General features: G+C 42.1%; 14 protein-coding genes. 5 read left to right on the top strand and 9 right to left on the bottom strand.

The window, feature by feature from the left end:
* Positions 1–31 precede the first annotated feature (31 nt).
* A complete protein-coding gene (locus tag IZT61_RS07375; protein ID WP_196100524.1) occupies positions 32–565 on the bottom strand; it encodes a GNAT family N-acetyltransferase in 534 nt (177 codons plus the stop codon).
* A 522-nt stretch (positions 566–1,087) separates the two neighbouring features.
* Between IZT61_RS07375 and IZT61_RS07370 the strand changes: the two genes are divergently transcribed.
* The gene (locus tag IZT61_RS07370; protein ID WP_196100523.1) at positions 1,088–1,879 is read left to right on the top strand and encodes a hypothetical protein; all 792 of its coding nucleotides are present in this window, start codon (positions 1,088–1,090) and stop codon (positions 1,877–1,879) included.
* A gap of 1,351 nt (positions 1,880–3,230) precedes the next feature.
* Here the strand turns inward: IZT61_RS07370 and IZT61_RS07365 are convergent.
* From IZT61_RS07365 to IZT61_RS07345, 5 genes are all read right to left on the bottom strand, one after another.
* Entirely contained in the window at positions 3,231–3,839 is a 609-nt protein-coding gene (locus tag IZT61_RS07365) for an alpha-ketoglutarate-dependent dioxygenase AlkB family protein (RefSeq protein ID WP_196100522.1), read from the bottom strand.
* Positions 3,815–3,937 (bottom strand): Ada metal-binding domain-containing protein, encoded by a 123-nt coding sequence (locus tag IZT61_RS22205; RefSeq protein WP_230383895.1) that lies wholly within the window; start codon positions 3,935–3,937, stop codon positions 3,815–3,817. The genes IZT61_RS07365 and IZT61_RS22205 overlap by 25 nt, the downstream gene beginning before the upstream one ends.
* Before the next feature lie 126 nt (positions 3,938–4,063).
* The gene (locus tag IZT61_RS07355) at positions 4,064–4,906 is read right to left on the bottom strand and encodes a methylated-DNA--[protein]-cysteine S-methyltransferase (RefSeq protein WP_196100520.1); all 843 of its coding nucleotides are present in this window, start codon (positions 4,904–4,906) and stop codon (positions 4,064–4,066) included.
* Positions 4,907–5,037: 131 nt separating this feature from the next.
* Positions 5,038–5,589, bottom strand: a complete 552-nt coding sequence (locus IZT61_RS07350) for a DUF4256 domain-containing protein (protein ID WP_196100519.1) — start codon at positions 5,587–5,589, stop codon at positions 5,038–5,040.
* An 84-nt stretch (positions 5,590–5,673) separates the two neighbouring features.
* Positions 5,674–6,141, bottom strand: coding sequence for a DUF4293 domain-containing protein (locus tag IZT61_RS07345; protein WP_196100518.1), 468 nt, complete (start codon positions 6,139–6,141; stop codon positions 5,674–5,676).
* Positions 6,142–6,225: 84 nt separating this feature from the next.
* Here IZT61_RS07345 and truA point away from each other — a divergent pair, with 84 nt between their 5' ends.
* The 4 genes from truA (at position 6,226) to rlmF (ending at position 12,216) form a co-directional block, all read left to right on the top strand.
* Entirely contained in the window at positions 6,226–6,978 is a 753-nt protein-coding gene (gene truA, locus IZT61_RS07340; protein ID WP_196100517.1) for a tRNA pseudouridine(38-40) synthase TruA, read from the top strand.
* 194 nt (positions 6,979–7,172) lie between these two features.
* A complete protein-coding gene (locus IZT61_RS07335) occupies positions 7,173–8,942 on the top strand; it encodes an ABC transporter ATP-binding protein (protein WP_196100516.1) in 1,770 nt (589 codons plus the stop codon).
* An 829-nt stretch (positions 8,943–9,771) separates the two neighbouring features.
* Positions 9,772–11,043 carry a C4-dicarboxylate transporter DctA gene (gene dctA, locus IZT61_RS07330; RefSeq protein WP_196100515.1) on the top strand — a complete coding sequence of 424 codons (1,272 nt, stop codon included), beginning with the start codon at positions 9,772–9,774 and terminating at the stop codon, positions 11,041–11,043.
* Between the two features lie 171 nt (positions 11,044–11,214).
* Complete coding sequence (gene rlmF, locus IZT61_RS07325; RefSeq protein WP_196100514.1) at positions 11,215–12,216, top strand: 23S rRNA (adenine(1618)-N(6))-methyltransferase RlmF; 1,002 nt, start codon at positions 11,215–11,217, stop codon at positions 12,214–12,216.
* Between the two features lie 211 nt (positions 12,217–12,427).
* On the opposite strand, the gene IZT61_RS07320 is transcribed toward rlmF, so the two are convergent.
* From IZT61_RS07320 to IZT61_RS07310, 3 genes are all read right to left on the bottom strand, one after another.
* On the bottom strand, positions 12,428–12,853 hold the full coding sequence (locus IZT61_RS07320) for a cupin domain-containing protein (protein ID WP_196100513.1): 426 nt from the start codon (positions 12,851–12,853) through the stop codon (positions 12,428–12,430).
* A gap of 45 nt (positions 12,854–12,898) precedes the next feature.
* The gene (locus IZT61_RS07315) at positions 12,899–13,477 is read right to left on the bottom strand and encodes a YdeI/OmpD-associated family protein (protein WP_196100512.1); all 579 of its coding nucleotides are present in this window, start codon (positions 13,475–13,477) and stop codon (positions 12,899–12,901) included.
* Positions 13,478–13,653: 176 nt separating this feature from the next.
* Positions 13,654–14,454, bottom strand: coding sequence for an alpha/beta fold hydrolase (locus IZT61_RS07310; RefSeq protein ID WP_230383894.1), 801 nt, complete (start codon positions 14,452–14,454; stop codon positions 13,654–13,656).
* Between the last annotated feature and the right edge of the window lie 4 nt (positions 14,455–14,458).

Genomic DNA, 14,458 nt, shown 5'->3' with positions numbered 1-14,458 from the left:
ATTTTACGTTTGTTTGGTGCGAAATTAGGATTTAATTTGGAATTTGCCTCACTTCATTCTTAATGCTCATCCAGTGATGTGGTTCTCCGTCGTAATCAAAAACGGATCTTTTTTTGAGCCCTAATTTTTCGAGTACATGAATCGATCCAAGGTTTTTTACATTTGCCAAACCTATAACTTCTGGTGCTTTTAATACCTCAAAGGCAAAATTAATTGCTGTTTTTGCCGATTCGGTTGCGTAACCCTTGCCCCAATACTCCCTAATAAAACGGTAACCAACATCGTAATAGTTCGTTTGGCCATTGATTGATTCGGAGATGAGTTTTAAGCCGCTCCATCCTATAAATTCTCCGGTTGACTTCAAGATCACCGCCCATCTGCCAATTCCATTCTCACGGTATTGATTACGGATAAATTCGATGTCTCGAATACTTTGCTCAATGCTTTTTACGGGTTTATTTCCCAGATATTTGTGTACCTCTGGGTCTGAGTCCATTTTAAACATCCCCGAAGCGTCTTCAGCGGTAAGTTCCCTTAAAATAAGCCGCTCACTTTCAATTGCCATAGTAGTAAATATAATCAATCTTTGTCATTTGTGCAATTCATCGCCATGAGGCTAGGGGAAATCGCTTTTAACTTTTCTCACAGCTTTTTCTGTTTTTTGCACATCCTAAAGGCAAAACATAAACGTTAGGGTGCCACGGAAGCAAGGAAAACACGGAATAATTTCAATTCTCGTCCCTGCCCGTTCCAATGCTATTAAGTTAAGGATAAAATAAAAAATATTGTCATCCTGAGCGGAGTCGAAGGACAGATATTTTTTGTTTTATTCTTTAGAAAAAGGTCTTCGACTGAGTTTATCTTGAGTGAAGTCCAAAGGCTCAGACTGACACCTGTCGAGCTTAACTAAATGACATTGCGTGGGCGTCACTTATGGGATTCCGTGGCTAATTTATTGCTGCACAGTTTGACTTTTTTGAAAGCGATTTGCCTGTTGTGAAGTCTGCAAACAGGGGTTTTTTCAAATTTTTTTAGTTAAAAGCCACAGAAGATTCTAAATTAGCAGAAAACCATAACCATAACACAAATGAAAACTACATTATTAGCGCTCTTTTTATCCATTGCATTATTTGGGTGTAGGGGTAAACTAGAAAAAACCTATTCACCACGAGACATGGCGGCAAGCGAAACTTTCGATGAAATTCCGAAATCGAAAGGCAATATCTTGAAACTAGTGAAAATTGATTCCAATCGGGCTGATCGACAAGACCACTTCGAAATCCAGTTTAGAGACACCACGATCAGCGTTCAGGATACCAAAAACGCGGCAGTCTCAGTATTTAAAGGCCCAAGATTTATAAATAGTCAAAAAACGGGAATTATAGCCGAGGTTGTAGATTCGTCGGCCTTGTCGCCTCGGTTTTACCTGATTTCATTAAAGGGAAATGTGGTTGATGTTGCCAGTTTAAACAAGCCCTCATCTAGAAAACAAAATCCAAAATACGACAAGGGTATCGTTGATATTACCCGGACAAATTTTGTGGTTAACAACGATTTCATCGTTAACTCGGTTAACGGTAAAGTGTACAGCATTAAGAGGAAGAACCCCGAAGAACGAATTCCAGGTGAATTGCTGATGTATTCGAGAGATAGAACAACGTTGGTTTTTTTGACTAAAGATGCGCTTTACCAGGTTAATTATTATACCGGCGAAAGCGAAACGCTGCCGCTTTCGGCAAAAGCATTGGCCAACATAGACGGGATAAGGGGCGAAGTTGCACAAAACTACTCGTGGGCTACAAACAAAAATGGAACGCCTTTTTTAAAGTATAACGGCGATCCCGATCGCATTGTGGATATCAAAGAGTTTCAGAAATAGCTTCGGTTTAGCTGTCTGGCAAATTGTTTAACCGTTTCATTGTTGATGGCTAGCTGCTCGAAGCGGCTAAGCGTTAGCACTGTTTAACTGAGCGCTGCAACTTAAAACTATAAACTGAAAACTGCGAACGGTTCACTATTGGGCTTGTGCTTTTTTCAAGCAAGGCTTCCATCGCTTGGGGATCCTTCGACTCCGCTCAGGATGACAGCACCGGGGACTAAAGATCAAAACTGAAAACTGCAAACTGAAAACTGCGAACGGTTCACTATTGGGCTTGTGCTTTGGTCAAGCAAGGCTTCCATCGATTAGGGATCCTTCGACTCCGCTACCATTGACGTTCTTCAAAAACAACACAAAAATCGTCATTTCGAGCGCAGCCGAGAAATCTTTGAACCTGACTTTGCGCAAAGATTTCTCCTCCAAAGGAGCTCCTACCAAGCACTTCGGTCGAAATGACGACTCCTCTATGATATTCTTCTAAAAAACAATGTCACTCATATTGATTTTATTCCAATAATTACCCCTCAGGATGACAGCACCGGGGACTAAAGATCAAAACTGCAAACTGCGAACGGTTCACTATTGGGGTTGTGCTTTGTTCAAGCAAGGCTTCCATCGCTTGGGGATCCTTCGACTCCGCTCAGGATGACAGCACCGGGGACTAAAGATCAAAACTGAAAACTGCGAACTGAAAACTGCGAAAGGTTCACTATTGGGCTTGTGTTTTGGTCAAGCAAGGCTTCCATCGCTTGGGGATCCTTCGACTCCGCTACCATTGACGTTCTTCAAAAACAACACAAAAATCGTCATTTCGAGCGCAGCCGAGAAATCTTTGAACCTGACTTTGCGCAAAGATTTCTCCTCCAAAGGAGCTCCTACGGAGCACTTCGGTCGCAATGACGACTCCTCTAAGATATTCTTCTAAAAAACAATGTCACTCTTATTGATTTTATTCCAATAATTACCCCTCAGGATGACAGCACCGGGGACTAAAGATCAAAACTGAAAACTGCGAACTGAAAACTGCGAAAGGTTCACTATTGGGCTTGTGTTTTGGTCAAGCAAGGCTTCCATCGATTGGGGATCCTTCGACTCCGCTCAGGATGACAGCACTACCATTGACGTTCTTCAAAAACAACACAAAAATCGTCATTTCGAGCGCAGCCGAGAAATCTTGAACCTGACTTTGCGCAAAGATTTCTCCTCCGTGGGAGCTCCTACCGAGCACTTCGGTCGAAATGACGACTCCTCTAAGATATTCTTCTAAAAAACAATGTCACTCATATTGATTCTATTCCAATAATTACCCCTCAGGATGACAGCACCGGGGACTAAAGATCAAAACTGAAAACTAAGCAACCATTGTTCTAAAGGTAAGATTTATCCTCGGCGTGGTTGCTTTTTTCGTAGGCGGCAAACGGTGAAGCCAGTTTTTCTGCGTTTCTCCCTTCATTACCAGTAAACTGCCGTGCGCTAATCGCATTGAAACCGTTTGCTTAGTTTCTTTGTGTTTAAAGAGGAAGTTTCGCTCAGCGCCAAAACTTACAGAAGCAATGGCCGAGTGCTCGGCAAGGGCTTTCTCATCGTCGCTATGGTAGGCCATGCCCTCATCGCCGTTATGGTATAAATTTAATAGGCACGAATTGTAGCTGGCTTGTGTTTTTTCTTCTACAATATTTTTAAGCGCCAGCAGGTCGCTTGTCCACGGTAACGCTATTTTTGAGGCCCGCGAATAGGTGTACGAATATTCTTTATCGCCATACCAGGCAACTTTTCTTTTTGTTATGATGTGCTTACCCATTATAAACGCCTCGTCGTTTTTCCAGGCAACGCTGTCCATTAAAACCCGATAGTAGTAATCGGCTTCGCTTACCGGAAACAAGAAACCATAATAATTTACCGTTCCGCCGTAAGGCAACAAGTTGCTTTGCGTGTTTATGTCCTGGTTAAATAAGTCCATTGATTGTATTGTTGTTTTAAGCAATGCCCGCATGGTCTAAATCCCATGGCCAAAGCTTCATTTTCAGTTTTAAAGAATACACGGTTCTCTATTTTCATTCTTTTGCCTGATTTGCAGCTGAGCAAACCATAAATTTTTAATCGGCTGTTCCCACCGAAACAAATTTCTTTGTTTTTGATCAGTTGCTTGGTTTCAACCGGCGATAACGTTGCCTGTTTTACCACCTATGTGATCTCAATTTTGGCAGCTTCCCAGCCAATCATAGCCGTTTTTCTATCTATCCCCCAATGATAACCGCCGAGGGCACCATTCGATTGTATTACGCGGTGACAAGGGATAAGAAAGGCTACGGGGTTATCGCCAATAGCCGTGCCTACAGCCCTTGATGCGTTTGGGTTTTGCAGCTGTTTGGCAATAGTACCGTAAGTTGTCAGGCTACCCAAAGGGATTTTTAACAACGTTTCCCACACCTTGAGCTGAAAGCTGGTTCCTTTTAAGTGCAGTTTTATTTGCTCAATATTAGTCCAGTCGTGGTTAAAAATAAATAGGGCATCTTGTTGCAGTCTATCAATAGTTTGCTGGTACTGCGCTCGTGGAAATTTACTTTTCAAGTTTGAAAGCGCCACACTTTCATCATCGTAAAATGCCAGATGACAAATTCCTTTTAAGGTAGAGGCTACCAGAATGTTTCCGAAACGGGTTTCAGAAAAACTATAGTTGATTGACAGATTCTCGCCTCCGTTTTTATACTCGCCGGGCGTCATCCCCTCAATATTGATGAAAAGATCATGCAAACGACTGGTGCCCGACAGGCCCACCTCCAAAGCGGTTTGGAACAAGCTTTGGTTATTGCGCAACAACTGTTTAGCGTGGCTGATGCTGATGTACTGTAAAAATCTTTTCGGGCTCGTGCCTGCCCATTCGCTAAACAATCGTTGAAAGTGAAAGGAACTGAGGTTTACGTTTTCGGCAACTTCAGTTAACCGGGGCTGGGTTTTAAAATTGTTCTTTATAAAGGCAATGGCCTCGGCAATACGGTTAAAGTTAATTTCATCTTGTACATCCATAACGCTTATTTCTTTTAAACAAAAGTAGCTACCCGCCGGATGACCAACCACCCGAAACTTGCTGAATAAAACAATTCTATTCTGATCCGGAGATTTAGACCTTTGAATAAACTTATGGAAAGACTTTGCAGTTAAACTTTCAGCATTCCCCTGAAACCCCGTGCTGCGTAATAAGATTCGGCCCCGTTGTGGTACAAAAATACGGTATTGTAACGGCGATCGCAGAAAAGGGCACCACCTAATGTTCTGATCTCGGGTGGAGTGGCCACCCAGCTCGAGGTTTTAGTATCAAACTTTCCAAGCTGTTGCAATTGGCCGTACTGGGCTTCATTTAATAGGGTTATGCCCATGTCTGCAGCCATTTGCAAGGCGCTGTTTGCAGGTTTATGCTCTTTTCTGGCTTCTAACGCTTCCTGATCATAGCAAACACTTCGCCTGCCTTTTGGGCTCTCAGCCGAACAGTCGTAAAAAGTAAATTCGTTCGTTTCGTCGTCGTAATCAACCAAATCGGGTTCGCCGCCGGTAGCTTCCATTTGGTGTAACGACCAAAGCTTTTGCTTATTGGCTTCGAGTTTAGCCAACACGTTTTCCCACTTTATTGCCTGATGTCGGCCCAGATTTTTATCGAAACGTGCCTTTAATAAAGCCAATAAGGTTGCGGTTTGCCCGGCAGATATTTCCATTTTTCAAAATAATTAAGATAAACTACTGACTCTAACTTACGCTTGTCTTAGTGAACCAATGAACTAATGAACCAATGAACCAAATCACCTCAACCTTTCTGCTGATCGGATCAGTTTTTCATCTTTATTAATGCCGAAGATGGCAAAAATGATGAATAAAACGGCCAGGGCTGGTAAGTATATGCCGACGCCAAAATTAGCCCCCTCAATGCCACCCGGAAGCTTTTTTGCATATACACTGCACCAAAAAGCAAAGCCTGCAATAGCGGCTATTGTAAAAATTGCAATTCGTTTTTGAAGGGTTCTTCTTCTGAAATTGAAAATATTGAAAAAACACATTACGGCCACGGCAATGTTGGTAATTAAAAGCGGTAGAAATGATTCAATTTTAACGTTTACGCCGGGTTTGGCAAGCGACGTTAAATATAAGCCAGAGGTATAAATTCCTGATTTTGTACCCGCCAATTCCTTAGTTGCGATGGGTAAAAAAAGCATTAAAACCAAGACTAAAGTCGCTAAAAAAAGCCAGATTGATTGTATTCTTTGTATCATGTTAATCTAAAATAATGTACAAATATATTTAATTGCGATTTACTATCCCATCTAATAAAAGGAAAAAAGTATTTTTGCATCGCTTTGAACAAAAAACGGTACTTCATACAAATCGCATACGATGGCAGCTTATACCACGGCTGGCAAACCCAACCCAACGCAATTACTGTTCAAGAATTGCTGGATAAGGCCATGTCTGTTTTTTTTAGGCAACCGATTGAAACCCTCGGCTGCGGACGAACGGATACAGGTGTGCACGCCAAAGAGTTTTATGCCCATTTTGATGTTGAAAACCCGGACGAAAGTAAGGTTTTAAGTGCCCTAGGCGGAATAAATGCGTTGTTGCCGTATCAAATTGCAGCTAAGCGGATTATTCCTGTTGCTAATGATGCGCATGCACGGTTTGATGCCACGGCCCGGGCCTACAAGTATTACCTGCACTTTGAAAAGGATCCTTTTAAACTCAACAGATCGTGGTTAATTAAAGATCGGTTGGATATTGATTTGATGAACAAAGCGGCAGAGTTATTGTTTAATTATACCGATTTCTCGTGCTTTAGCAAATCGAACACCCAAACATTTACCAACAATTGTAAAATAACAAAAGCTATTTTTGAGCAGGGCGAAGATGGTTTGGTATTTACTATCGAAGCTGACCGTTTTTTAAGAAATATGGTTCGGGCCATTATGGGAACATTGGTACGAATAGGTAAACATGAAATCAATTTAGCAGATTTTAAAGCAATTATCGAAAGCAAAAACCGTAGTAATGCAGGTCAATCGGTACCCGCCTGCGGCTTGTATCTGGTTAAGGTACAATATGAGTATGTAAAGTGATTGAATTAATGAATGATAGAATTAGGGAATGATAGAATTAAGGAATGATAGAATTAGTGAATGATAAAATTAAGGAATGATAGAATTAGCGAATTACAAATTACAAAATGATTTAATGGCGCCTTACTTCCACACTCACTCATTCAAAATTCACTCATTCAAAATTCCAACCTCTCTCATTCAAAATTAAAAAAATGGCAGTAACAGGAGACGTATATAACACAGGATTGCTGAAACGGATTTTTCAATACGTAAAGCCTTACCGTGCCGTTTTTGTTTGGTCGGTGATATTAACCATACTCCTGGCGGCAATTTCTCCAGTCAGACCGTTTTTAATCAAATACACCCTTGATAACTACATTTTAACCGGGAAATATTCGGGATTGGTGAACATGACGATGCTTATGATTTTCATGTTAATTTTGCAAACACTAATTCAGTACAATCACACACTTTTAACCAACACGTTAGGGCAATCGGTAATTCGCGATTTACGGGTAAAAGTTTTTAATCACATTACCAGCTTGCGGTTAAAATACTTCGACAAAACGCCCATTGGGCAATTAATTACCAGAACAGTTTCAGATTTGGAAACGATCGCTGATATTTTTTCGGAAGGTTTAATCTCTATGATCGGCGATTCGTTGCAAGTTGTGGTTATTGTCGGCGTAATGCTTTACACGGATTGGGAGCTCAGTTTGGTGGTTTTACTGCCAATTCCTCTGTTAATTATGGCAACACGGAAATTTCAAAAAGCGATTAAAGTTGCCTTTCAGGAAATCAGGAACGAGGTGTCTAACCTGAATACGTTTCTACAAGAACACATTACCGGCGTTTCTATTGTTCAATATTTCGCCCGGGAAAGGCAGGAATACAAAAAGTTTTATGCCATTAACAAGCGCTACCGCGATGCGAATATCCGTTCAAACTGGTATTACTCGATTTTTTTTCCGGTGGTAGAACTCATTTCGGCCATGTCTTTAGGCTTATTGGTTTGGTATGGTGCCAAAGGCATTCTATCGAAGCCGCTTGATGTAACGCCGGGAACCATTACGCAGTTCATTATGTATCTGGGCATGGTGTTTACGCCAATTCGCCAACTGGCCGATAAATTTAATACGCTTCAAATGGGCATGGTGGGTGCCGAGCGGGTTTTTAAAGTGCTGGATACTGATGAAACTACGGTTAACAATGGAACGCAAAGGCCCGAGAAGTTGGAAGGAAACATCGAATTTAAAAATGTTTGGTTCGCCTATAACGACGAGGCCTATGTGTTGAAAGATTTGTCGTTTGAAGTGGCGGCTGGCGAAACCGTAGCTTTGGTGGGTGCAACCGGAGCAGGTAAATCATCAACCATTAATATTCTGAACCGATTTTATGAAGTTAAGAAAGGCAGAATAACGGTTGACGGTGTTCGTATTGAAGATTTCGACCTCGATTATTTGCGGAGTAATATTGCTACGGTGTTGCAAGATGTTTTCTTGTTTTCTGATACCATTTTAAATAACATTACACTCAATAATCCGCAAATTACTATCGACGAAGTTGTAAATGCAGCTAAAAAAGTGGGTGCGCATGAGTTTATCGAGCGCCTGCCGGGTGGTTACCAGTACAATGTGATGGAACGAGGTGCTACGCTTTCTGCCGGGCAAGCGCAACTGATTTCGTTTATCAGGGCCTTGGTTCACAATCCGGCAATTTTAGTGTTAGATGAAGCCACATCTTCTGTTGATACCGAAACGGAACTGCTGATTCAAAACGCGATTGATAATTTGATGGAAGGCAGAACGTCGATTGTAATCGCCCACCGATTATCTACCATCCAAAAGGCGAATCAGATCATCGTTCTCGATAAAGGAGAAATTAAGGAAAAAGGTACACATCAACAATTGTTGAGGCTAAATGGTTACTACAAAAGGCTTTACGATCTTCAATTCTCATCAGAGGGAATTGCCAAAGCTTAAACCCCATTTATTTCATTGCAATTTCTTAATTTAACGCTTTTAATGCTGTCATCCTAAGGTTTAAACTATTGTAAAAAGAGCAATATGAATGACGTCGTTTTTCAGAACAATGCTCCTAAGAGGTCGTCATCCGATAGCTATCGGATTCGAGCGCAGCCGAGAAATCTTTATCTAAGGTTCAAAGATTTCTCATCCAAAGGAGCTCCTATGGAGCACTTTGGTCGAAAGGACGATTTTTATGGTATTTACGGAAAACGTCAATGGTCGTGTAACGCATATCTCGACACTTGGGGAAAGGATCCCAAAGTATAAAATGCAATACGCCAACAGCCCACTGCCTAAAAAGGGAAGTGAGTCAACTCAGAGCAGTGTGAAATTGTAAAGGGATGATTTTTCGAGAAATGTATTGTGTGGACAGATCTCGAGAAGGGTATTGTAACGGATAGAATGGTGCAATGAGCACGAAATTTGTATGGAGTTATCTATGAACGGTCGTCATCCTCAGCTTGCCTGTGGATCCTAATGCGCAAAAATTCGATGCCTTGCATTAGGATTTCCACCTGCGTGGGAATGACGAACGGGCGAAAGGAGATGTGTCCACATGACAGGAGAAACCGGGACAGGCTGTTCCTCGCTACGAAGTAGCCCCTTTGGGGCAATAACGCTTGTTCAAATCGCTGTCATTCGTAGCTTGTACCGGTAGGTAACGGATGATGCGATGGCTTAGTTTGAGATTAATTTACCTTTTTAACCAAAAAAACCGAACTGCACTTATTACTTCACACAGCCATAAAAAACCAAATAGACTATTCAAAACAGCAACTTATCAATGAAATCCATTTTTTCCAATTTAACATTCCAGGTGTTGGTGGCCATTGCCATTGGCATTTTGGTGGGAACCTATTTTCCAGGCTTCGCTTCATCGGCAAAACTAATCAGTCAGGGCTTTATCAACCTGATAAGTATGCTTATTGCGCCCATCATTTTCTTTACCATAGTTTTGGGTATTGCGCACATGGGCGATATGAAGAAAGTGGGAAGGGTAGGCGGCAAAGCGCTGTTATATTTCGAAATAGTAAGCACCGTGGCCATTGCCATCGGACTGTTGGTGGCTAATATTTTAAAGCCCGGCGCCGGTATGGTAGGCAACACGGCCGACACGGGCAAGATTGCAGGTTATGCCGCACAGGCGAAAGAAATGGACTGGGCCGAATTTTTCCTGCACATTATTCCACACAATGTAATGGCCGCCTTTGCAGAAGGCAATATTTTACAGATTTTGCTGTTCGCGATCTTATTCGGTTATGGTTTAAACAAGCTCGGCGGCGAGGGCACCTCGCTTCTTAACGCTTTTGATAAAATCTCGAAAGTGCTGTTTAAGATTATGAAAGTAATTATGCGTTTGGCGCCAATTGGGGCTTTCGGCGGGATGGCCTTTAGCATCGGCACACATGGGCTCCAGAGCATTTTAGGCATGGCCAAACTGATGGGCTCGGTATATTTAACCTGCGCACTTTTTATTTTTGTTGTACTAAATGGCATTTGCCGATATTATAAGTTCAGTTTATGGCAATACCTAAAGTACATTCGGCAGGAGATTTTGATTGTATTGGGCACTTCGTCGTCTGAATCCGTTTTACCCAGTATGATGCAGAAAATGGAAGCCATAGGCTGCGATAAATCGGTAGTTGGTTTGGTTATCCCCACTGGCTATTCGTTTAATTTGGATGGAACAGCAATTTATCTGGCGATGGGCGTAATTTTTTTATGCCAGGTTTTTAATGTCGATTTGTCTATTGGCCAGCAAATAACAGTTCTGGGCGTTTTAATGGTAACATCAAAAGGTGCAGCGGGCGTTACCGGAAGCGGTTTTATTGTACTCGTTTCTACGTTAACAGCATTGAAGATTATGCCGATTGAGCACATTTCTATCTTAATCGGTGTCGATCGGTTTATGAGCGAGGCCCGGGCAATCACCAATGTAATCGGGAATGGCGTGGCTACAATTGTAATCGCCAAAAGTGAAAACCAATTCGACGAAGCCAAATATTTGAAAGCAATACAGCCGGCCGCAATTGAAAAAAATGAGGAAACAGCTTGAGGAAGTCTCGAGTCGGAAGTCCGGAATCGGAAGTCCTGAGTCTGCGAACTTTTGATTAAGAATTCAGGACTCAAGACTAAGAACTCGGGACTCGAGACTAAAGACTCAACTCTTTTCCGTAGCTTTGTGTCAGAAACATGCACACAGCTTGTTTAGTTAAATCCGATCATATTGGCCGAGCAAGAACAAAATAACCGCAAAGAAAAAAGCGAGTTACACCCACGCAACAAACATCGTTCGCGTTACAATTTCAAACAACTTACCGCTGCATCAAAAGAATTGAAACGCTATGTTTTCAAAAACGAACATAACGACGATTCCATTGATTTTGCCGATCAAAGTGCTGTGAAAGCGCTTAACAGGGCGTTGTTGAAACACTTTTATAATATTGGTCAATGGGATATTCCTAAAGACTTTCTTTGTCCGCCAATACCCGGCAGGGCCGATTACATCCATTATGTTGCAGATTTGTTGGGCTCGAGCAATAAAGGTAAAAACCCAAAGGGACCGAACATCAACTTGCTCGATATTGGGGTTGGCGCCAACTGTATTTACCCAATTATCGGTCATCAGGAATACGGCTGGAGCTTTGTAGGCTCAGAGATCGATCCGTTTTCAGTCGAATCGGCAAATCGCATTATCCAGGCAAATAAAGAATTGCAAGGGGGCATAGAAATTCGCAAGCAGGCCTCTAAAATGGGAATTTTTAGAGGCATTGTGGGCAGAAAAGAGCGTTTCGACGCCGTTGTTTGTAATCCACCATTCCATTCCTCTTTGAAGGAAGCCGAGCAGGGCACGCGTTTAAAGTGGCGTAACCTGGGCGGCACCGAAAAAGAAGTTAAACATGTGTTAAACTTCGGGGGCAACAAGGCTGAGCTTTGGTGTCCGGGTGGCGAACGTGCCTTTGTTGAGCAAATGATTATTCAAAGTGCGGAAATTAAAGGGCAGGTGTTGTGGTTCACCTCGCTGGTTTCTAAAAGTGCAAATCTTAAAAGTATTTATAATGCGCTGGTTAAGGTAAATGCTTTCGAAGTGCGGACAGTGCAAATGAGCCAGGGGCAAAAAATCAGTCGTTTCGTGGCCTGGACGTTTCAGGATGATGCCGCACAGGCAGAATGGGCGAAGGGATGGAAAAACGAAAGTGCGAAAACTGAAAATAAAGCAGTTAAATAGTTGAAAGCTAAAGTCATCCGATGAATATATGCATTTTGCCCGTATTCATCGGATGACTTTTTCGATTGGATTGCAATCCCGAATGTTAGGGAGAGAAACTTTTTGAGTAACTCCGTGTCCAAAGATTTCTCCTCCAAAGGAGCTCCTGCGGAGCGCTGCGGTCGAATCCGATAGCTATCGGATGACGGTCAGTTGAGTTTATAGCATCGCCTTATTTCTTTTCATAAACAATGAGGATTATCAAGTCGTTATCCTTGTTTGGTGCAATGCCGTGCGAACTGCCGGGGCGGGTTAAAATGGCATCGCCGGGCTTTACAGCAAAGCTTTTTCCGTTCATCTGCATCACACCGTTTCCGCTTAGTACATAATAAATCTCGTCTTCTCTTTGATAATGATAGCCTATTGACGAGCCCGGCTTTAAAATTCGCTTCCTAAACGCTGTTTTAAGATTTTTCGCCTTGCCGAAGAAATTATATCCAATGGTTTCGCCACCACCGTTGTGTGTTCCCGGCTCTTTTTTTGCAACTTCGGTATCATTTTGCAAAATGTATTTCGTGGTATCGGCCGTTTGGGCCTTCGTTTCAGTAAGTATAAAAATGCATAAAAGTGCTGCAAATAGGGAGATAGTGTTTTTCATGATGATTTATTTGGTTAGCGACATTGGAAAGGGCATGTTTTTGTTTTAGTCATTTAGCCCTTTGCCGGCAAGTATTTGCGGCGTGCACTTTTCAATTCTCGCCTCTCTGGTTTTTGATTGCTTTGCTGCGTCGAAATGTAACAAATAAGCCCGCTGCCGGCCAGGTGTAAGGGTATAGAAAGCATTTCTCAAGGTTGTGTTTTCGTTCAGATGCTTTTGAAATTCTTCAGGCATCGCAAATTCTTTCGTTTTCTTTAACTCGACCTTTAAACCAGCTTTTTCTACCTCAATTGCTTCAAAAATGTGTGCTTTTATATTTGCCGTCGAACTGGTAATCTCATCAAGGCTGGTAAACCGAATTTGACGGGCCGCCTGTACATTTTCGGTTTGCTGAATCAGCATTCCATCGGCATTATTTAACAAAGCGCCCTTGAAAAATAAAAGTGCACAGTACTCCTTAAAATCGTGTATTAAAACAACATTGGATTTTTCGAGCATGTAACAGGGAACGCCCCATTTCAATTCTTCGGTTAAGCCACAATCGAGAACAATTGTTCTAAGCGCTCGAATTTCTGTTTGCCATTTGTTCTCCTTGTTGAAGTAAAAATCGACTTTGGGATTCATTTTCTGGGAATTTAATACTTGGTTTCGTTGTAAAAATAATCTTTTGCCGTAAAACTTCTAAACAAATTTTTGGCAATCTGAGGTTGAGCCGCCAATTGCGCTCAAATGAAAATATTTCACCAGGAGAAAATGTTGAACGAGATAAATCGAAATGGAAGTTTTAGCTTAAAGTCTACCTATTCCTGATCGAGAAATTTCTCAATCATCGGCACTACAAAATCCGTTTGTTTGTAATTGGGCTTAAGCGTTGTAATCTCACCAATGTATTCGCCGTGCGCACCGGGAATTATTGCGAGTTGCGAATTTGAGATCATCCGATGCATTTCCAGTGCATGTTCGGGAGTGATCACATCTTTATCGCCAATAATGATTAAGGTGGGTGCCTGAATGCTTTTTATTTTTTCGTCAGGAATATCCTTGAAATTTACCATTCTCTTGACGTCACGATCGTGCATGATCTGCAGCCCATTGGCATCTGGAGATACTTTTTTATAAGCTTCTTTAAGTTGTGCAGGCATATTTTCGATTTTTGCCTGGTTCATAAAATCCCAAAACTGGGCGGGAACGCCATTGCGTTTAGCGAGAGGTGAGCCTAAAATTATCCGGTCAACGATGTGGGGGTGACGAATGGCTATTTGCAAAGTTGTGGTGGCGCCATTGCTAAATCCGAAAAAATCTGCCTTGTTTATTTTTAGTTTTTCGACGAGCATCGCCACGTCATCTGCATCTTGCTCAAACGATAAATCTGCATTTCTATCCCCTGTACGGCCATGCGCCTGCAATTCAACCGCTATAATTTGCCTGTGCTCGGCCAGCTGCGGTATTACTGCTCCGAAGCTGGTTTGAATGGTAGAGCCACCGCCATGAATCAGGATCAGCGGCTTGCCCTCGCCATAAATTTCGCAGTACATATTTAGCCCGTTAACCGCTACATAGCTGCCTTTTGGTTTCAACTCACCGTTTGAAGAATTTGCCATATTG

The organism is Pedobacter endophyticus (assembly GCF_015679185.1).
Classification (GTDB): Bacteria; Bacteroidota; Bacteroidia; order Sphingobacteriales; family Sphingobacteriaceae; genus Pedobacter; species Pedobacter endophyticus.
This window is presented reverse-complemented; position numbering and strand designations above follow the sequence as displayed.